The following is a 20,099-nucleotide window of genomic DNA, read 5'->3' as shown; positions in this document are numbered from 1 at the left end:
CGAAGCAATCCCCTTAGCTACAAATAATCATTAGGCGTTAAGGAGATTGCTTCGCCCGAAATTCGGGCTCGCAATGACAGGGATGCTGATAGCCAGGTTTATTCTACCTCAGCTGAATCCTTGAAAGGACTTAACTGAAGATCTTTTACTTTTTCTGTAAAAGCTTTCCACTCATTGCTCATAAAAGCTTCTACTTTTTCCTCAAATTCAGTAGCTGCTTTTTTCGCATGGTCTAAAGCCGTTCTTTGGGTGCCATTTTTAGAGGCTGCTGTCGAACGAAGGTATCGACCCGGAGTAGTTACCTTATTCAGAATGGTATTGGGATCGCGATATATACCTTGTTTCCCATCTTCTCCAAATACGGCATTCATCATTTCCGTGATGCTTTTTGACATAGCTTTTCCTTCTTTGGCTACTGCTTTATGCCCATCACTTTGATCATCTTTAGCTGGCATCATGGCATTGACCTGTTTAAGGCTAGCCTGTGCATCCTTCAGTTTCTCAACAGCTGTATTCAGGGTATTTATGTAGGCCGCTCCTTCTTCCTGTAAGGCAATCATCGCTTTGAGATTGTCTTTCTCTTCAGGATTTGAACGGGGATCCATGATGACTTCTATCTGCGTAGAGTCCATACTTTCTCTGAAACTCATTACGACTTTATAAGTTCCCGGCATAATCGCTTGACCTCCTCTGTTGAAGTTAAATCCTCCGGGTCTGGCCGGTCTTCTGCTTGGGAACTTGGGGCCTTCTTTATCCATGCCCCAGTACATGCGATTTACGCCGGTATCAGGAACGACCCTAAGGGTACGGATCAAGGCTCCGGAGGCATCATAAATTTTGACTTTTACACTGTCCTTAGCGGGACCTCTGCGGCCTCCTCTAGTCGCTACCATTTCTTTCTCTCCTTCCTCTGCTTCTTTCTTTTTCTTTTCAACTTTTTTGGGATTAAGGTAGAAGCTCATCATCGCTCCCCTTCGTCTGTTTTCACCAGCATAAATGGCATCAGCCGCAAAACGAGTACCTGTAGCCTGGCGGTAATTGGCTTTAACAGCAGTAGGAGGTGCAAAAGCATGCAGTTCTTTCTCCATGAGTTTTTTCCCTTCTGTTGCGATTTCTCTCAATGGACGAATATCATCCAGGACAAAGGCAGAACGACCAAAAGTACCGATCACCAGGTCATGCTCGCGTGGGTGAATCTTCATATCCATCGTAGATACAGTTGGAAATCCATGTGTCCATTTGGTCCACTTTTTTCCGGCATCTACACTTACATATAGCCCAAACTCAGTTCCGAGGAACATGAGATTAGGTTCAATAGGGTCTTGAACGAAACTGAGGCAGTATCCCCATACATCATTTTCTCCTACTATACGTTCTACTTTTTTACCATAATTCGTCAGTTTGTAGAGAAAGGGAGTCCAATCATTTCTACGGTAATTATTTACGACTACGAAAGCTTCTCCTTCATTGTAGGTAGAAGGATGGATTTGGGGAATCCAGCTACCCATGGGAACGCCTTCCAGCTTTTCATTGAGATTGTTCCAGCTTTTTCCTCCATCCTGTGTGAGCTGTAGGTTTCCATCATCTGTTCCTACCCAAATCACTTCTTTTTCCAAAGGACTTGGAGCAATAGCCAGAATAGTGGTATGGTTCTCTGCCTGCGTAACATCATAGGTTAGTCCACCACTTTGCAATTGCTTTTGTTTTTCGGGATCGTTGGTGGTGAGGTCGGGCGAAATAATCTCCCAGTTTGCTCCTCTATCCGTGCTTTTGTGGACATACTGGCTACCATAGTAGATAGTTGCAGGATCATGTGGGTCCTGAGCAATACCGGCATTCCAGTTGAAGCGAAGAAATTCACCATCCGGATGCAAAGGCTTGATGAAACTGGTGTTTCCTGTTTTAAGGTCATAACGTCCTACATTTCCTCCCTGTGACATAGCATAACCATAACGATCTGCATGTTCGGGATCCGGAACTACATCAAAGCCATCTCCGAAAAATAATTCTTCAAAATATCCATTTCTGATACCTCCAGATCTCCAGGTATAGGCGGGACCTCTCCAGCTACCATTATCCTGCATTCCCCCATAGACATTGTAGGGATATTCATTGTCGATATTGATGTGGTAGTATTGGGCTAAAGGTAGATTTTCGATAAACCTCCAGGTCTTTCCTCTATTTCTTGAAATTGCCATTCCCCCATCATTACCCAGCATGACCAGATCGCTATTTTCCGGATGGGCATAGAATGCATGAAAGTCGGGATGAACAGCACTGTAGTCAAAGAGGTATGAAAAGTTTTTCCCGCCATCTTCACTGATGGTTACCCGAGAGTGAATGCTGTAAATGCGGTTTTCATTTTGTGGGTCTACGAAAATGTCGTAGTAGTAGAAAGGGCGGTTACCAATTTCATCTTTGCTGCTGGTCATTCTCCAGCTTACTCCTCCATCATCCGAGCGATAGAAAGCATTCTTTTTGGATTCGATCAGGGCATAAACCCGATTGGGATCACTTGCTGCAATTGCCAAACCCATTCTTCCTAATTCTCCTTTGGGCAAACCATCTTCTGCGGTTTTTTTCGTCCAGTTTTTTCCTCCATCATGGGTAATATACATGGCTGATCCCTCTCCCCCTGATTTAAGTGTCCAGGGTTTGCGGTAAAACTGCCACATAGCTACGATAAGTTTATTGGGATTGGAAGGATCCATAACCATGTCTCCAACTCCAGTCTGCTCATTGGTATAGAGAATTTTCTCCCAGTTTTCTCCACCGTCAGTAGTTTTATAAACTCCTCTTTCTGGATGATCTCCCCAGGCGGAACCCTGAACCCCTGCGTATACAATCTCGGGATTTTCCGGATGGACGATGACACGATGAATGTTGCGTGTGTTTTCCAGGCCCATGAGGTCCCAGCTCTTTCCACCATCTAAACTGCGATAGATGCCGGCTCCACTCGTCTGGCTGTTTCTGGGATTTCCTTCACCGGTTCCTACCCAAACAATGGAAGGATTTTTCTGGAAAATAGAGATCGATCCGATGGAAGCGACCCTTTCCTCATCAAAGATGGGTTCCCAATCAATTCCTCCGCTCTCAGATTTCCATAAGCCTCCGGAGGCGGATCCAGCATAAATAATTTCGGGATTGCTGCTTACAGCTTCGATAGCAGTAATTCTGCCACTCATACCCGCGGGTCCTATGCTGCGGGCTTTCATGGACTTGAACAGGTCCATGTCGAGTTCTTGCGCTTGCATTGACTCTGTTGGGAATACCAACAGGAAAAAGCCTAATAGCAGGCTTGTAGCGTGTAATAGTTTGTTAGACATGTTTCTTCTTTTTTTCCGTCTTATATAACAAAGCTCTGCGCTTTGCTTTATTCGATTTCGGAAATTACGGAAGAAATCAATAATCTACTACTTTGAACTCCGTTCTTCGATTCAATTGCTTATTCTCTCTGCTATCGTTGGCTGCGACGGGTTGTTTTTCTCCATAGCCTACGGCTCGCATGCGATGAATGGTGATTCCTGCCTCACTGAGAAAGTTCACTACTGCCTGTGCACGACCTTGTGATAATTGATCATTGTGAGAGTCAGTGCCATCACTATCAGTATGCCCGGCGATCTCGACGATCAAAGATGGATTGCCTTGCAGGATTTCCAACAATTGCTCGAGTTCTAAAAAGGACTCTGGGCGGAGGCTACTTTTGTCAACATCGAAATAGATGTTTTTTAGGACGATTTTGGCTTCTTTTTCCAACGGATTGAGGTAGATATCCTGCTCTATGATCTGAGTACTATCGTTCTGGATGAAACTGACTTCTGATAGGTCATGAAAATATCCTTTTGCCTGAGTCGCCAGTTTGTATTCGGTAGGTTTAAGGCAAATCTCATAACTACCATCTTTACGGGTTTTTACTTTGGATAGCTTTATGCCTTCTGAATTTTGTGCACGGATTTCTGCAAAAGGAATGATCTCTTCTGTTTTGGCATCTCTGACGATTCCTCTGATACAAAAGAAAGGCAGCCTACTTTTGACTTCCTTTTCAGGAACTTTGCGAGCTACGCTTTCGAGGCTGATATTTCGATGAACATTGATCATGTGATCATTGATGGAGGCAGAAGCAATGTCCAGATCTCCATCTCCATCAAAATCAGCTTTAGTGATTGCAGCATTCCAGTTGCCGGATGGTACACCGATTCGGTCGCTAAAATATCCCTTGCCGTCATTCAGGTGAATGCTGATGGCTTCATCAACTGTGGAACAGGTAACCAAATCAATATCTTTATCCATATCGAAATCTCCCCAGACCAGATCAAAGTTGTGGTCCCCGGATAAGATTTGCTGGGTACGGACGAATTTTGCATCTCCCTGGTTGATATGGATACTGAGGAACTTATCCAAATAAGAAGCGGTAGCGATGTCCATTTTACCATCTTCATTGAAATCAGCAATACCCAGCGCCCAATTGGATGATCCTGAATGTATGGCTTCTTTCTCCCGAAAAGTCCCATCCCCTTTATTGAGGTAGAGATAGATTCTTCCATCATCGCATCCTACTACTATATCAATTTTATTATCCTCATTAAGGTGTCCCGATATGATTCTGCGCGGTTCCCAACCGGTATTCAATACACTGGCTGGATGAAAAGTTGTTGAACCTTTTCTGGAATAAATTTTTACCTGCTGTGAAGCAATCGCAGCAAGCAGGAGTTCCTGTATCCCATCCCCATCTATATCTGCAGCATGAACATCATGGGCCATGATGCTGACTTTATGTTGCTCAACCAGGCTCAACTTGCCTGTACCATCATTCTCCAGTATGCTCAATTTCCCATCTACGCTTACTACCGCTATATCCGGATGTTTATCTCCATTTGCATGAAAGATGCTCAAAGCCCGATTGTTCTTTTGGCAAATGACCGTTTGTTTCTCTTCGAAAACCCCATTTCCATCATTGAGATGAACATTAATCCCTCCATCCAATTTTGAAGCGGTTACCAAATCTACAAATCCATCCCCATTCATATCCGCAGCCTCTATGGTCCAGTTTTGTTCGCCGGAAGGATAGGAATGTTTGGGCATAAATACAGTATGGGAAACAAAGATGCTATTATCCTGTCCGGAACGGTTCATCGTCTGGCTCCAGGCCAGAGAGGAAGAGAAAAAGAACAGGTAGTAACACAATACATAGAAGGGAAGGCTCAGGATTACGTGGAGCTTCATAGAGAGGTCTTCTAAAATGTCTGATTAAACTAAATTCGGAATTATCCGAAAAAATAAATAGCCGTTTTTTCGAATAGACTTACCTCTTCGAAATATATGAAAGAAGGCAAAAAGTGTACGAGACCTACTTCTTTTTTTGATTGAGAAGAGGTTTTTCGTAAAAAGTAAAAAGGTCCTGAATAGCTCAGGACCTTTTTGATGAATAGCGTGATGGACTAATCTTCCAGCAGAGGATCATCCCTGATCTCCAGACTTTGTACCTGATGGATATCTCCCATTCTGAGGGTAAGCTTATAGCTTCCTTTCTCTGCTCTGGGCATGAGCAAATCTTTATTCAGGTTGACACTGATGTAGCCTTGGGATAGAGGCTCTACAATTTTTCGTTGTTCTTCAGCTTCCTCGGCAATTTTGAATCTTTCATACATGCCTTTGATTCTGGAAGAAACTCCCATTGCGATCAACTCTTCAAAGACTTTGTGAATCACTTTCTTTTCCTCAACGGTATAAGGCTCTGCATCAAATTCAAGGTTCCAGTAGTATCGATTTAGGCCCACTTTGTTTTCTACCTGGATAGTCTTTTTGTGCTTCCCATCCAGGCTTTCGATATCGAGGAAAATGTCTCCTGTAGCTTCTTTTCCGATAAAGTAGGAAATGGCTGCTTCGCTACGAAATCCTGCACGTGCAAGGCTAGATGTATTCCTGATATAAGGAGGATTTTCTCCTGCATACCAAAAATGACCCCTTTGTCCTCCGCGACTGACATTTTCCCAAAGCGTTGCGGTTCTTTGTTCAAATAAATGAATGGGACTGTTTTCCACCTTTTCATTCATTTGCTGAAGGGGGCTGATATCATCCATGATCCAGATACTTCTGCCATGAGTTCCGGCAATGAGGTCATGATCTCTGGGATGGATTTTTAGATCGAGTACAGAAACGGTTGGCATATTGGGCATAAATCGGCTCCAGTTTTCGCCTTCATCCAGGCTGTACCATATACCGCTTTCCGTTCCCGAGAATAGCAGATTGGGATTTCGATCGTCAGGTTGAATGAGGCGGATTACTTCATCCTCTTTTATTCCCTTAACAATTTTGGTCCAGCTTTTCCCATAGTCGCTTGTTTTAAAGATCCAGGGCTTGAATAGATCGCTTCTGTGGCCATCAAAGGAGAGGAATGCAGTTCCAGGTGAAAAGGGACTGGCTTTGATCCTGCTTACCCAAATACCGCTTGGCACTTCTGGGACACCCTCACGAATATTTTCCCAAGAGCTTCCTCCATTTTGGGTGATATGCACTTGGCCGTCGTCGGTTCCGATCCAGATGATGTCTTCATTGACAGGGGAAATGGAAATGCTGCTAATGCTACAATGGGTTTCCGCTCCGGTATTATCGGGAGTTATTCCGCCGCTTACTCCTTGCTTTCTTTTTATACGATCATTGCTGCTCAAATCAGGACTGATAATTTTCCAGCTTTTGCCTTTGTTGCTTGATTTATACAAATGATTTCCTCCTACATAAAGCGTGTTGGGATCGGAGGGAGACATGCGCATAGGCGCAGACCAATTCCACCGATTGGCCGAAGCCATATCCGTAATGGTATCAGAAAAATGCTCATCTCTATTCAGGATATTATTGAAAGAAGGGCTGATGCGTTTGATGCGATGGGTGAGGGGATCATAGGAATAATAAGAACCATTCTCCATGGAGGTATACATTTCTCTCCAATTGTAAGGATTGACGACCACATATTGGCCATCTCCCCAGTGTAACTTCCAATTGGAATCATTGAGAATACCTCTTGCATCCCGACTAAAACTTGCGACTCCATACATGCCATTATCCTGAAATCCTCCATAGACGTAGTAGGGATCACGCATGTCGTGGTTGATGCGATAAAACTGGCCGATGGGAAGATTATCGAGCAATTGAAATCCTTTGCCATGGTCATGGGTGATCGAAAGTCCTTTATCAGCTCCAAGATAGTATCGATCCTCATAGTTGGGGTCCAGCCACATCCCATGAAAGTCACCGTGAACTTCCTGATCCTGGCTTCCATTGATAAAGCTCTTTCCTCCATCTTCAGAAACCATAAAGCGGGTAGTCAATAGATAAACCCTTTGGTCATTATGGGGATTGATGCGTATCTGGCTGTAGTAGAAAGGTCTATTATTGTAGGTGTTGACATAGTTCCAGCTTTCGCCTCCATCTTCTGAACGATATACTCCACTACCGGGCTTACTTAAGTCTCCGGTTTTTTCTGCCTCGACCAATGCCATGAGAACATTTGGACTTGATTTCGAAATGGCCAAACCAATTCTTCCGGTGGGAGCAGCTAAGCCTTTGCTCAACTTTTTCCAACTTCTTCCTCCATTCTCACTTTTATAAATTCCACCAGCTTCTCCTCCGCTCTGAAAATGCCAGGGCTGACGCAGGCGGTGATAGAAAGCTGCGTAGAGTACATTGGGATTGCTGGGATCACGGACAAGATCTGTACAGCCTGTTTTTCCATCATCCGGCAATCCGTTCTTTAGTTTCTTCCAGCTTTTTCCTCCATTTTTTGTTTGGAAAAGTCCTCTTTCTCCGGAATATCCCCAGAGATGTCCAATCGCACAAACACATACATTCTCACTATCGGTAGGATCAACAAGTATTCGCGCGATTTGATGCGTATTTTCCAGGCCAAGCGATCGAAAATTCTTCCCTCCATCTGAGGATTTGTACACCCCATTTCCCCATGAAACACTATTACGGTTATTGGCTTCTCCAGTTCCTACCCAAATGACTTGATTGTCCTGAGGATCAAGGGCAATATCTCCAATAGAGGCGGTTTCGTATTTGTCAAAAATGGGTTCCCAGCTGGTACCTGCATTCTTGGATTTCCAAACCCCGCCTGAACCAGTAGCGATATAAACTTTGGTAAAGTCATTGGCCTGGGCTTCGATGTCTACAATCCTTCCACCTTGATTGGCAGGGCCGATATTTCTCCATCTCAGGGCCCGGTCGATTGGGAGGCTTCCATCCTGAGCAAATAAACTCAGAGAGGCCAGGCATAATAGTAGGCTAGTAATAGTTCTCATTGTTAGTATTTGGGCGAAATGAAAATGCAGGTCCAGGGAGCCCCGGACCTGCATTATATATATAAGATAACTACTGATTAACTTTTGTTTTGGTAAATATACCGGGATCTTCTGCAGGTGCATTTGCATTAGAATTCAACTCATCATCAGAATACGGCATGCGCTCTGAATAAGGAGGATTAGGTCCATCCACCAGGAAGAAAGGAACCGCAATATCTGAATCACTGGCTCTCAGTCTTCTTGAATCATTGTAAGGCATACGAGTCATAAATCCTGAAACATAACGCTCTTCAATGATCTCTCTCAATAGGGCTTTGGTGGCATCAAGGCCATCCGCATTTTCCATTCCTCCATTTTCGAAATCAACCACTTCGTAAGCTTCGTATTTCAAAGGTAGGCCAGAAAAATTGCTATTTACATGAGCCCCTGTGTTGAACCATGCACGGAGGTCGTTCAAATGTCCCAAACCTGTAGCAAGCCCATTGGTTCTTGCACCGGCTTCTGCCAGAATCAATTGATTCTCTTCAAAGCTTATCAGGTTCTGAGGTTCGAATTGCTCAATGATTCCGCTATTAGCAGAACCCCCAGAAGGATCAATGCTATAATATCCCCAACGAGCGGTTTCGTCAGTTTTTGCATTGTTTCTCTGGATAGCACTTGTTGTATCCAGCAATTGGATCATATAGCTATTGGAAGTACCAATATCTCCTGCACGAGAACCTTCAAGGATTGTCCAGAAAAGATTCTTGTCTCCGGAAGAAATACTTGCATCACCGCGAGGAATGTATTTCAAGGAACCATCCCCATCACTGATACCATTTTGGGCAGCCGCATAGGCAGAAGCATAATCCTTCATTTGCATGTGATACCTTGCTTTTAGGGTATTAGCAGCTTCCACCCATCTGGAAGCATCTCCTTCAAAATAAATATCAGCAGAAAGAAGACGGCTGTTGGCAGCTGATAGATCGCTAATTCCATCATCGATCAATGCAATAGCTGCATTAAATACAGCAGTCTGATCATCAAAAACTGGATCAACAATATCAGGATTATTGATTTCCGAATATGGTACATCGCCAAAAAGAGAAGCTGCCATGCCGATTGCGTGGGCTTCTACAATCTTGGTGATACCTACGAGAAGTCGATCATCTGGAGCAATATCTCGTATGTGGCGAAGGTTTGGAATTGTACCTACATAAACCCTACTCCAGGTAGCCACAGATTCTGCTGTAGAAAGAGAGAATCCATAGATGTTAGAGTAGAGAGAAGATAAGCCGACCAATTGGCCACTATACATTCCACTGATACGGGTAAGGTGTCCTCCCTGTGCTACCGAATTTGCCAACATAGCACCCGTCAGGAAAAGATCCGCGTCTATATCCGTTATCAGGATATCATTGGGGTTATCATTGATACCGTCCACCAGACTTTGGCAGGAAGCCAAAGAGATAGTGAATAGCATGATGATTACTTTTATATACTTATTCATATTTATCAAATTAAGTCAGACTAGAAATTGACTGAAACGGTGAATACATAAGATTCAGTTTGTGGGTTGGTGAAATACTCCAATCCAAATCCATTACCTACACCTGTCTGGCTGGTTTCAGGATCAATACCGTCGATTTTATTTCTGTTGAAAACGTTTCTGGCAGTAGCTGAAACAATGATTCCATTGAGCGGAAGTCCCATGCTTTCGTCCAGGGTATAACTCAGCGTCAATTCACGGATTTTGGTGAATGTCGCGTCAAAGACGGAGAAGTTATAGGCTTGGTTATCACCAAATCCACCACCGATACCGGTACGGTACCAACTTTCGTCCAGCAATACATCACCACCTCCAAAGTTTTCGATATTACCACGAACGGTAGATCCGGCAGGAATGGTATTACCAGCAAAGTTTACGAGGTCCTGACTTAGGGTTACGCGATTTGCAGTTTCCATAGTAGTTCCGAAACGTCTCAATACCCAAAGGGTACGAGGAGAGAATTCACCTCCTTGAGAGTGCTCCAGCAACATATTCAATCCCAAATTTTTCCAACGGAAGTTAAATCCAACTCCACCTCTCCAATCTGGATTAGGATCACCTAATACAATCGGGCTATTGGTCAGTTGTGGGAAACCGTTTTCATCCAAATCATAGTCTCCATTTTCCAGGGTTCTTGAACCTGTTCCATAAAGTACGCCTAAAGGATATCCAACGATCGCACGAGAACTTACAGAAGCTCCTGTGAGGTCAATGGTTTCTGTTCCTTCCAGGTCAGTTACCAGGTTTTCATTTTTTGCCCAGTTGACAAATACATCCAATGAAAGGTCCTGCTTTTGGATAGCTGCATAGCTCAAATCCAATTCGATTCCTTCATTTTCCATAGAGCCAAAGTTTCCATATTTGGTCGAGAAACCAGAAGATGGCGAAAGGTCTACGTCAAGGAGGATACCATCGATCTCATTGCTATAATAAGTGAAAGAGAAGGCGAGACGATCATTGAAAAATCTCAAATCCGTACCAATCTCCCACTCCGTTTTGATCTCAGGCTGGAGGTCAGGATTACCCTGGTTGTTGTCAATTCTAAATCCACCACCAAAGAGTGAAATATTTAGCGGATCACTATAGGTGCTATAGCTAAATCCACCTTCTGCCAGTGTTTGGAAAGCATGTGAACGTGGTTGTACACCCACTTTACCCCAGGAAGCTCTCAGTTTACCAAAGGAAAGTACATCAGACTTTAATCCTGATTTGGTGAAATCCCATGCTGCATCAACTGCAGGATAGAAGAACTGATCGCTAATGGTTGAAGATGCTTCATATCCACCCGATAGGTTTACAAAGAGTTGATCATCAAAATCAAATCCCAGGATACCGTATCCGCGATTACTTCTTCTGAATGTTTTGAAGTTTTCAAATTCAGAGTTTTCCGCAGCAGTGTTCAAAGAAGTAGTCTCTTTGGAAGCGTTTACGAGGAAACCGGTAATCTGACCGGAATTTCTTCTATAGGTTCTGTCGTTGATACTCCATCCTGCAGTAGCCGTTAGGTCAATGGCGTCGGTCAATTTGAAATTACCTTTTGCAATCGCATCAAAGTTCAACTCTCTTCTACCGATGATATCTTCTGCGAAGATCCCTACGCTACGGTTACCTCCTGATCCAATGGGGAAGAAATAAACACGCTTATCGTCAGAGATGTCTGCATTACCTCTCAATTTGATTTGCAACCAATTGGTCGGAGTGATATCAAAAATCGGAGTTACCGTAAAACGGTTTACATTAGAAGAAGAGACTTGCTGCTCTACGGTCCAACCTGCACTATTATAAGTGGGATTGTCTCTATCTCCTAAGGGACGACGATAAGAACGATGTCTTCTGTTGAATTCCTGTCCATCATCATCGATGTAGGTTCCCAAATAGTCTCTTCCATCAAAATCAGGGGATGTTCTTAACAAACCCAGCATCAAACCTGCAGTATTTGAATTCTGCTGGATACGATTCGAGTTAGTCAAAGTATAAGAAGACTTGGTCGTCATTGTCAACCAATCTGTGAGGAAAAGTTTATTGTTGAAACGGATATTGTTTCTGTCATAAGAAGAGCCCTTGATGATTCCTTCCTGGTCCAGTCTACCCAAGCTGAAGAAATAAGTAGCCTTCTGGCCACCACCGCTGATAGAAAAGTCTTGTTGGAAGAATCCTCCATTCCCGAAAGCTTCGTTCCAGTTTTCTTCCACAAAGGTTTCTCTGGAATTTTTCGATTCGATGGGGTAATAGATATTACCACTTTCAGCTACAAATCTCTCCCCACTCATGTCAAATTCATCCTGGCCACCCGCACGATCGGGAATGTAATCTCCCCAGGATTCAGCATTACCAGCTATGAATGAACCGCTACGACCTTGTCCCCATACCGTTTGCATAGGTACCCTTTCGTTGATACGGTCAATTGAGTAAGAAGCTTTATAATTGATTTTGGGTTTACCAGCAGCACCATCTTTAGTGGTGATAACGATTACCCCATTGGCTGCTCTACTTCCCCACAGGGCTGCAGCAGAAGCACCTTTCAAAATCTGAACAGACTCAATATCATTTGGGTTGATATCATTCAAACGAGACTGCTGAGATGTACCTCCGGTTCTTCCACCGGTGATATTATTTCCCCCTCCATAAGTGGTAGAGTTGTTCAGGGGAACACCATCTACAACGACCAGTGGAGAGCCATCACCAGAGATGGTATTTGCTCCACGAATACGGATGGTACTACCTGCTCCGGGGTCTCCATTGGTACGATTGATCCGTACGTTTGATGCCTTTGCACCCAGCGCATTGAGTAAGTTTGCTTCTCCGGATCTTTGTACAGAAACCGGATCAATCACAGAGTAGGTAGATCCCAACTGGTCTTTACTTTCTTTAAATCCCAGTGCAGATATAACTACCTCATCCAGTAAAAGATCACTAGCTTCCATCTGAATATTGATGGTTGATTGATCTCCCACTTGCATCATCACCCGCTTCATGCCGGTATAAGAAAATACAAGAACAGAATTCGGACCAGCTACTGTGATGGTATATTTACCTTCATCATCAGTAAAGCGTCCATTGGTTGTGCCTTCTTCCAGTACGGTTACCCCAATGAGGGCTTGTCCATCGCTGGATGTCAGAGTTCCGGAAACTGTTTTTTGGGCAAACAGATTCGCAGAAATCATACTAAGGCCAATAATTAGTAGAAATCTAATATACTTCATATAGTAGAGTTTAGGTTACAGTGTATCTCTTATAAGAGAAAAGAGATTTGCCCTTATACTCTCTTTATGAAAAAAACTTTATGTGGAGGAGGAATAGCAGCTTGAAAAGCTATAGGGAAAGAGAAGGTTTATCCTTTATTTGTGAATCAAGTAAGTGGATTTCTCGCCTTCCAATCGTCGAATTGAAAATGAAGATAGACACTTGCTCTTGCTTCTTGAATTTGAACTTTCGCCTACTCAAATAACCAAAGTTGATTATCCAGCAAATGACCTCCCTGGCGGGCTATCGCTGTCTGCATATTCGAAGAATTGGTATTGGATTCGCTGATAGGGTAGAGGTAGCGTTGAGGAATTACCAGGGAAGGATTGAAACTGCTATTTACGTTTTCAGGTACTTGTAAATTTGGATAAGAAGTTCGACGGTAATCGACCCAGGCTTCATGAATCCCCTGACCAAATGCAGCTATATATTTTTGGGTAATGATACGCTCCAGTTTTTCTTCGAAAGAAGTTAAGCCGTCGAAAGAAGCTTCAATATCTACGGTTTGGCTACTAAGCGGATCACTGCTCAAGCCGAGTTCTTCGAAATTACTCCAAACCGCTTCCTTGAATGCTTGCTCGGCCTCAACTTCTTCTCCCAGTCTCAAATGGGCTTCTGCTGCAATGAATTTTACTTCACTCAGGCTAATAAGGGAAACTGGTGCATCCATTTGGCCCCAAAAGATCTGATCATTGTCTTCCTGATATATTCGATATATATCCTCACTAAGGGCTGCATAAGCATTGAGTCGTGGATCATGCCTTTCGACCAGCAATTCCAGCAAAAAATCTCCTAGCACGATCTGATTAGGCCTTTCAATTGAATATAAGGTCAAAGGATTAGACTCACTAATGCTGGAACCATAGAAAAGGCGTGCCTGATCTTCAATGGAAGTGAGGCTTGATGCGGAAATGTATTGTAAAGCTTTGCTGGCTGCCTGATTGTCTCTTTTTGACCTTTGGAGTGCATAACGTGCCTTAAGCGCCCAGGCTGTTTTGATCCAGGCTTCATGGTTTCCCTTGAATATCAAATCATCTTCCCGAGCTTCGGAAACTTGAGGACTGGCAGTCAATAAGGTGATAGCCCGATCCAGTAAAGCATCCATTTCCTCAAAAATACTTTCCTGGCTATCATATACTGGTTGAGGAAAAAGATTAGGTTGAAAGGCCTGCGACCAGGGAATGTCTCCCCAATATGTGCTTGCTATCCCTAAATTGTAAGCGGAAAGAATGGAGGCAATGGCTTCATAAAAGGGGACTTCTTCTTGTCGGGAGATGGTAATGAGTTGATTGCAATCTTTAAGAGCTCCTGCATAGATTCCCAGCCTCCAATACACATCCAGGGTTCGGCTATCAATCAGATAGGAACTGTAGCTTTCTGGTTGGGCATCTATACCTTTAAAATGTTGAATGACAATTCCACTCACTCGGGCTCCTATGCTGCCATTATTCCTGTAGGTCTGGACAATAGCCGCGGGAAGCATTTCTTTAAGGCTGGCTTCTGTTTCTCTGGTAGGATCCATATTGGTCCCCGAAAAGTTGCAGGAAGCACTTATCAGTGAGAGACCGAGAAAGAGTAAAATAGATCTTAGAAGCACTTAATTATGGAGTTGGAACAAATATTTAATTAAAAATAAGGAAAAAGGCGGAAGAAATGCCAAATTTGAACTTTTAGCTGGATACGAGATTTTTTTGAATAAAGGATTTAGCTTAAAGCAACACAAGATTGATACTAACTATCTGACAGGATCTATGGGATATGAGCAGTGATTCATCAAAAAGGATTTGGGATGAATTTACCGGGGGAAGCCAGGACGCTTTCGCTCGCTTATATTCTGATTTTTATGCTCAGCTTATTCCTTATGCGAAAAAGATCTGTCAGGAAAAGGAGATGGCCCTGGACGCTGTTCACAATACCTTTGTATATCTTTGGCAAAACAGAGAATCACTGAAAGAGGTACAATCGATAAAGTTTTACCTGCTTCGATCCGTGAGACATGAATGTATTCGCCTCTTAAAAATAAAAAATCAGCATAGCCAATTGGATGAAGAGGAGATCTTAAAGATTAAAATCGAAGCGGAAGAACTGGTACTAACAGATTTGGGGAAAAGATCCAAGGAAAGAGTTAAGCAAGCACTAGAGGAACTCTCTGACCGACAAAGGGAGATTATCTACCTCAAATATTTCAACAATCTTGACTATGACGAGATAGCTGAGATACTGGATCTCAATTATCAAAGCATTGTCAATAGTATACATAGATCAATAAAAAAACTCAGAGAAACCCAGGTATTAGAATATCTGAAAGATATCTGAGGAAGAGAGAGTATAAACTATATTTTTTTTTCTCCTTATAAAGCATGGAGCAGAACTATCAAAATATTGAAGACTTCATACAAGATGAATCATTCGTGTCCTGGGTCAAAGGGAATTCGGATGAGGCAGCAGAATTTTGGGAAAACTGGAGAAGTAATCATCCGGAATCTGCCGATCTTCTGGAAGAAGCCAAATACATGGTCAAAGGGATTCCTTTTATGAAAGCTCCTCTTGAGAAGCAGGAATTGGAAGACCAACTCAGCCGACTGCAACATGCAATTGGACAAGAAGCCAAAGAAATTTCTATACCGGCAAGAAAGAAATTTCTTGTTCTGAAATGGGCGGCAGTTTTGCTCTTGCTTATCAGCTCTTCCTTCCTCCTTTATCAATTCCTGACCTCTGCCGAAACGCTGACTTATACGACTGATTTTGCAGAAACGCGAGAGATCGTTCTGGAAGATGAGTCTCGCATCCTCCTCAATGCCAATTCTCAAATCCAATTTGCCAGCGACTTGAACGAAAAGCAGCTAAAGGAAATTTGGCTGGAAGGAGAAGCATACTTTGACATAAAGCCCCAGGACAGAGCTAGTTCTTATCTAATCCATGCCGGGAATATTGACTCACGTATCATCGGTACTTCCTTTAACCTAAATACTCGTAAGGCATCCAGTGTCCTGAGTCTTGATGAAGGTTTGATTGAAGTGTCTCATAGCTCCGGAAAGAAGAAAAAACTCTCTGCTGGACAAAGTCTTTTCTTTGACGAAAAAGAGCAGACATTCATTACCCGGACGGATAGAAATAAGATCTGGAATTCCTGGCGAGAACAAGTTTGGCTTTTTGATGATGAAATCAGTTTTGGAGATATTCTGGGCCGCGTTGAAGCCGAATATGGCCTCAAAGTCGAAATAAAAAATGACAGCCTGCGACACCGAAGGCTTGAAGGTTCCGTTTCTATAGAAAATATGGAGGTACTCCTCGAATCCTTATCTTATATTTTTGAAATCGAGATAAAAAAATCGGGAGATTCCGTACTTTACATAGAATAACCTTAGGCTTCATCATGCTAAACCGCTACTATTGCCTGATAGCAGGATTTCTCTGTTTATTATCTCTTTCGCCTGATTCTCTTCGGGCGCAGGCAAAAATAGCTGCCAGTACCACCAATAGCCTTTCCCATTCACATGATTACAGCCTCAAAGACCTACTTGAAGAATTAGGTCAGCGAAAAGCGGTATCCTTTCTGTACGAAGCTCGCATTTTAGAAGGGCTGAGGGTAGATAAAAAAATCGATTTTTCTCTGAAAGTTGATGAGATCCTCAAAGATATCCTGCCAGATCTGGGACTGGATTTCAAGCGAATGGGGCGTAAAAATTATGCGATCAAAAGAAGTAAACCAAAGCGGGCGCCAGAAAGGAATGTTAGGAGAAGCAGAGGCCCGGAGGTAAGGGAGGAATTTGTGTTTGAAGGAAGCCTCCAAAGCAGGGAAGAAGGAAAAGCACTGGTTGGGGCAAGTATAAAAGGAACAGATGGAAAAAGTGGGGCTATTAGTGATGATAAAGGTAATTTCAGGCTTCGCTTACAAAAAGGAGAACATACCATAAGCATCTCTTATTTCGGTTATAAAACCAAATTCATTAAAGTAAATCAGGCATCCAGGCAATTGATCCTGCTGGAAGAAGACAATCAGGAATTGGATGAAGTCGTGATTGTGGCAGTAGGGATGAAAGCACAAAAGAGGAAACTGGGATATGCGATGGATATTCTCAAAGCGGAGGAATTTACCAATAGCCAGGAGAGTAATCTGATCACGGCTTTAGCAGCAAAATCTTCCGGGGTGTGGGTCAATAGTTCTTCTGCATCGCCGGGAGCATCTGCCAATATTATCATCAGAGGTTTCAAATCTATTAGCCGGGCTAATAAACCCCTTATTATCCTCGATGGTATTCCCATTGACAATACCTCTACCGGAAATGGAACCGGTGGCGTAGACGTATCCAATAGGCTGATAGACATTGACCTGAACGACATAGAAAGCATCAGTATTTTAAAAGGACCAGCAGGAGCAGCCTTATATGGAATTCGTGCAGCCAATGGTGCCCTTATTCTAAACTCTAAAAAAGGACAGGAAGGAAAACCCAGAATTCGATATAGTTCTGAAATTGGCTTTGAAGAAGTAAACAAATTGCCTCTGCGTCAAAATCGCTATGCTCAGGGTAAATTCACTGCTGGGCAAATCCAATACAGAGGTCCCGAAAGCTCTGTAAGTACGAGTTATGGTCCTGCCCTGGACCAATTGGAGTTTGATGGGAATCCGGACTATCCCTACGATCAATTGGGAGCCCTGGTACCCTTAGGAGAAGGGAATGGAACAGCGGCTCGGACTTATGATCCTTATAAGAGTTTCTTTGTTAAAGGAATCAGGCATAGCCAGCACCTTTCTGTTTCCGGGGGCACAGAAAAACTCAATTATTATCTCTCTGGCGGTTTTCTCAGACATGATGGGGTAGTGCCAAATTCCTTTTTCAATCGAAATAGTCTTCGAAGTGTGTTTCAGGTGCAGGTAAATCCTCGTATGCAGATTGGGATTTCAACACAGCTCACTTTTTCTCAAGCCAATCGAATGAAAAGGGGATCCATGTTCTCAGGGGTGCCTCTGGGACTTTTTCGAAATCCGGTATCCTTTGATATTGGAAATGGGCTTAGGGGAAAGGAAGCAGCGAATACGCCTTCTTCTTATCTTCTGCCAGGGGGAGATCAACGGGCCTATCGGGGAGGAGGAAGATATGACAATCCCTTCTGGACAGTAAATAGAAATCCCTTCCGGGACAAAGTTTATCGCCTGATTCAGAGCCTTTCTTTTGATTATCAGCTAAATAATTGGCTGAAAATGAGTTGGAAAGCTGGCCTGGACTTTTACTCTGACCAACGCCTGGATGCTTATGATATTTATTCAGGAACCCATCCCAAAGGACAGATAGATGAAACCGATATTGTAAATCGAAATATCAATTCCGACCTTTTATTGATAGCGGAAAAAAGCCTCTCTAGTGATTGGCAGTTAAAAGGGATTCTGGGACAAAACTATTATGGAGCAGACTTTGAGATGAAAGAATTTCGAGGAGAAGAATTGAAAAGTCCGGGCATATATTTACTGGATAATGCAAATTCTCTTTCTTCTCAGCATAGCAAGCGGCAAAAACAACTCTTTGGCCTCTTTGCCGACCTACAACTTTCATACAAGAACTTCCTACACCTGGATATTTCTGGAAGAAACGATTGGTCTTCTACCCTCGCAAAAGGAAATCGCTCCTTTTTCTATCCAAGCATTTCGAGTGCATTTGAGCTCAGTGAGGCGCTTGACTTCGAGGCTGAGGGGACTTTCTCCTATTTAAAACTGAAAGCTTCAGTCAGTTCTTCGGGAAATGATGCAGCGAGCTTTTTGACCAATACCTATTTCGACTATGCCGTTTCCGATGGTGATGACCTATTGCCTGGCCTCAGGTTTCCCGCCTTTGGGGTAACTGCATTAGAACGGTCCACCCTACTGGGTAATGACGATCTCCTGGCCGAACATTCTACTGCCCTTGAATTTGGATTGGAACTTCAGATGTTTGCGGGTAGAATAAGGGCAGATATAAATGCGTTTAAATCTGTAAGTAAAGGGCAGATTGTCAGAACCCAAATGTCAGCTGCTACAGGCTTCCTTACTGCTCCCCAAAATACAGGTAAAATCAGCAACAAAGGCCTGGAGGTAGACCTTTTGCTTCAACTGATTCAAAAACGAAAATTTTTCTGGAATCTGGATATCGGTTTCTCCCATGTGAAATCTATGGTGAGTGAGCTCCCCATCAACATGCCTCAAATCACCCTGGCCTCCTTTACGGCTATTTCTTCCAATATTATCAACGGACAAGCTTATGGTGTTTTCAGTGGGACTTCTATCAAAAGAAATGAGGCTGGAGAAATGATCATAGGGGAAGATGGTTTTCCCCTGATAAATGAAGCTCATACAATTATCGGTGATCCCAATCCCGACTTTTTCCTCAGCCTCAGAAATGCGCTTGGAATTGGTAAACTTCAACTTTCCATGCTTTGGGATATCAGAAAGGGAGGAGATGTATGGAACGGGACCAGAGGGGTCATGAGTTATCTGGGGGTTTCTCGCGAAAGTGGAGATCAGCGAGAGCTTCGAAATTATGTATTTCCGGGAGTTAGCGAGGCTGGCGAACCCAATACCAAAGCAGTAGCTTTTGCTGAGCCTTCTGAAGGCATGAGTGGTATTTACTGGAGGCGATATGGGTTTTTGGGCCTCTCTGAAAAGTACATTGAAGACGCCTCCTGGATCAGACTTCGGGAAGTACATATAGCTTATCCTTTCCAGATCAATTGGCTGGGTAAGAAAAACTCACAGATCAGGATAGGCTTTACCGCAAGAAATCTACTTTTATTTACACGATATAGCGGCATTGATCCGGAAACCAACCTTAGGGGAGATTCTAATATCATGGGCTGGGATTATTTTAACCTTCCCAATACACGAGGAATCAGCCTGAAAATCAATTACGAATACTAAGATCATCCTTTCTTTGAGCTTTATAGCTAGGGTTAATCCTGCTGGACTTGTCTCAATAGTACACGAATTTTGCTTGTTTGGACTCAGTGACTTGTGATAAGATTACGAATCCTAATTATGAGCAAACTATTCACTGATTTAG

The 20,099-nt window shown here is 43.2% G+C and carries 9 protein-coding genes; 3 read left to right on the top strand and 6 right to left on the bottom strand.

Annotation, left to right across the window (positions count from 1 at the left end; all coding sequences use genetic code 11):
- Positions 1-98 precede the first annotated feature (98 nt).
- The 6 genes from R8P61_15515 to R8P61_15490 all read right to left on the bottom strand — a co-directional run bounded on the left by R8P61_15515 (position 99) and on the right by R8P61_15490 (position 14,590).
- The gene (locus R8P61_15515) at positions 99-3,326 is read right to left on the bottom strand and encodes a hypothetical protein (protein MDW3648473.1); all 3,228 of its coding nucleotides are present in this window, start codon (positions 3,324-3,326) and stop codon (positions 99-101) included.
- Positions 3,327-3,402: 76 nt separating this feature from the next.
- Entirely contained in the window at positions 3,403-5,223 is a 1,821-nt protein-coding gene (locus tag R8P61_15510; protein ID MDW3648472.1) for an FG-GAP-like repeat-containing protein, read from the bottom strand.
- Between the two features lie 215 nt (positions 5,224-5,438).
- Entirely contained in the window at positions 5,439-8,297 is a 2,859-nt protein-coding gene (locus R8P61_15505) for a hypothetical protein (protein MDW3648471.1), read from the bottom strand.
- A 70-nt stretch (positions 8,298-8,367) separates the two neighbouring features.
- Positions 8,368-9,786, bottom strand: a complete 1,419-nt coding sequence (locus tag R8P61_15500) for a SusD/RagB family nutrient-binding outer membrane lipoprotein (GenBank protein MDW3648470.1) — start codon at positions 9,784-9,786, stop codon at positions 8,368-8,370.
- A gap of 20 nt (positions 9,787-9,806) precedes the next feature.
- Entirely contained in the window at positions 9,807-13,028 is a 3,222-nt protein-coding gene (locus R8P61_15495; protein ID MDW3648469.1) for a SusC/RagA family TonB-linked outer membrane protein, read from the bottom strand.
- A 233-nt stretch (positions 13,029-13,261) separates the two neighbouring features.
- The gene (locus R8P61_15490; GenBank protein MDW3648468.1) at positions 13,262-14,590 is read right to left on the bottom strand and encodes a SusD/RagB family nutrient-binding outer membrane lipoprotein; all 1,329 of its coding nucleotides are present in this window, start codon (positions 14,588-14,590) and stop codon (positions 13,262-13,264) included.
- A 236-nt stretch (positions 14,591-14,826) separates the two neighbouring features.
- On the opposite strand from R8P61_15490, the gene R8P61_15485 reads away from it, so the two are divergent.
- From R8P61_15485 to R8P61_15475, 3 genes are read left to right on the top strand one after another with little or no spacing between them, the layout of a single operon-like run.
- Entirely contained in the window at positions 14,827-15,384 is a 558-nt protein-coding gene (locus R8P61_15485) for a sigma-70 family RNA polymerase sigma factor (GenBank protein MDW3648467.1), read from the top strand.
- A 44-nt stretch (positions 15,385-15,428) separates the two neighbouring features.
- Positions 15,429-16,430, top strand: coding sequence for a FecR domain-containing protein (locus R8P61_15480; GenBank protein MDW3648466.1), 1,002 nt, complete (start codon positions 15,429-15,431; stop codon positions 16,428-16,430).
- A gap of 14 nt (positions 16,431-16,444) precedes the next feature.
- Positions 16,445-19,957, top strand: coding sequence for a SusC/RagA family TonB-linked outer membrane protein (locus R8P61_15475; protein MDW3648465.1), 3,513 nt, complete (start codon positions 16,445-16,447; stop codon positions 19,955-19,957).
- Positions 19,958-20,099: the final 142 nt, after the last annotated feature.

Source organism: Bacteroidia bacterium (genome assembly GCA_033391075.1).
Taxonomy (GTDB): Bacteria; Bacteroidota; Bacteroidia; order J057; family J057; genus JAWPMV01.
The sequence above is the reverse complement of the archived record's forward strand: the minus strand, read 5'-3'. Positions and strand labels throughout refer to the sequence as shown.

Coding starts and splice junctions, on each gene's coding strand:
- R8P61_15515 (MDW3648473.1), bottom strand. CDS start 3,326: ATGTCTAACAAACTATTACACGCTACAAGCCTGCTATTAGGCTTTTTC.
- R8P61_15510 (MDW3648472.1), bottom strand. CDS start 5,223: ATGAAGCTCCACGTAATCCTGAGCCTTCCCTTCTATGTATTGTGTTAC.
- R8P61_15505 (MDW3648471.1), bottom strand. CDS start 8,297: ATGAGAACTATTACTAGCCTACTATTATGCCTGGCCTCTCTGAGTTTA.
- R8P61_15500 (MDW3648470.1), bottom strand. CDS start 9,786: ATGAATAAGTATATAAAAGTAATCATCATGCTATTCACTATCTCTTTG.
- R8P61_15495 (MDW3648469.1), bottom strand. CDS start 13,028: ATGAAGTATATTAGATTTCTACTAATTATTGGCCTTAGTATGATTTCT.
- R8P61_15490 (MDW3648468.1), bottom strand. CDS start 14,590: ATGGATCCTACCAGAGAAACAGAAGCCAGCCTTAAAGAAATGCTTCCC.
- R8P61_15485 (MDW3648467.1), top strand. CDS start 14,827: ATGAGCAGTGATTCATCAAAAAGGATTTGGGATGAATTTACCGGGGGA.
- R8P61_15480 (MDW3648466.1), top strand. CDS start 15,429: ATGGAGCAGAACTATCAAAATATTGAAGACTTCATACAAGATGAATCA.
- R8P61_15475 (MDW3648465.1), top strand. CDS start 16,445: ATGCTAAACCGCTACTATTGCCTGATAGCAGGATTTCTCTGTTTATTA.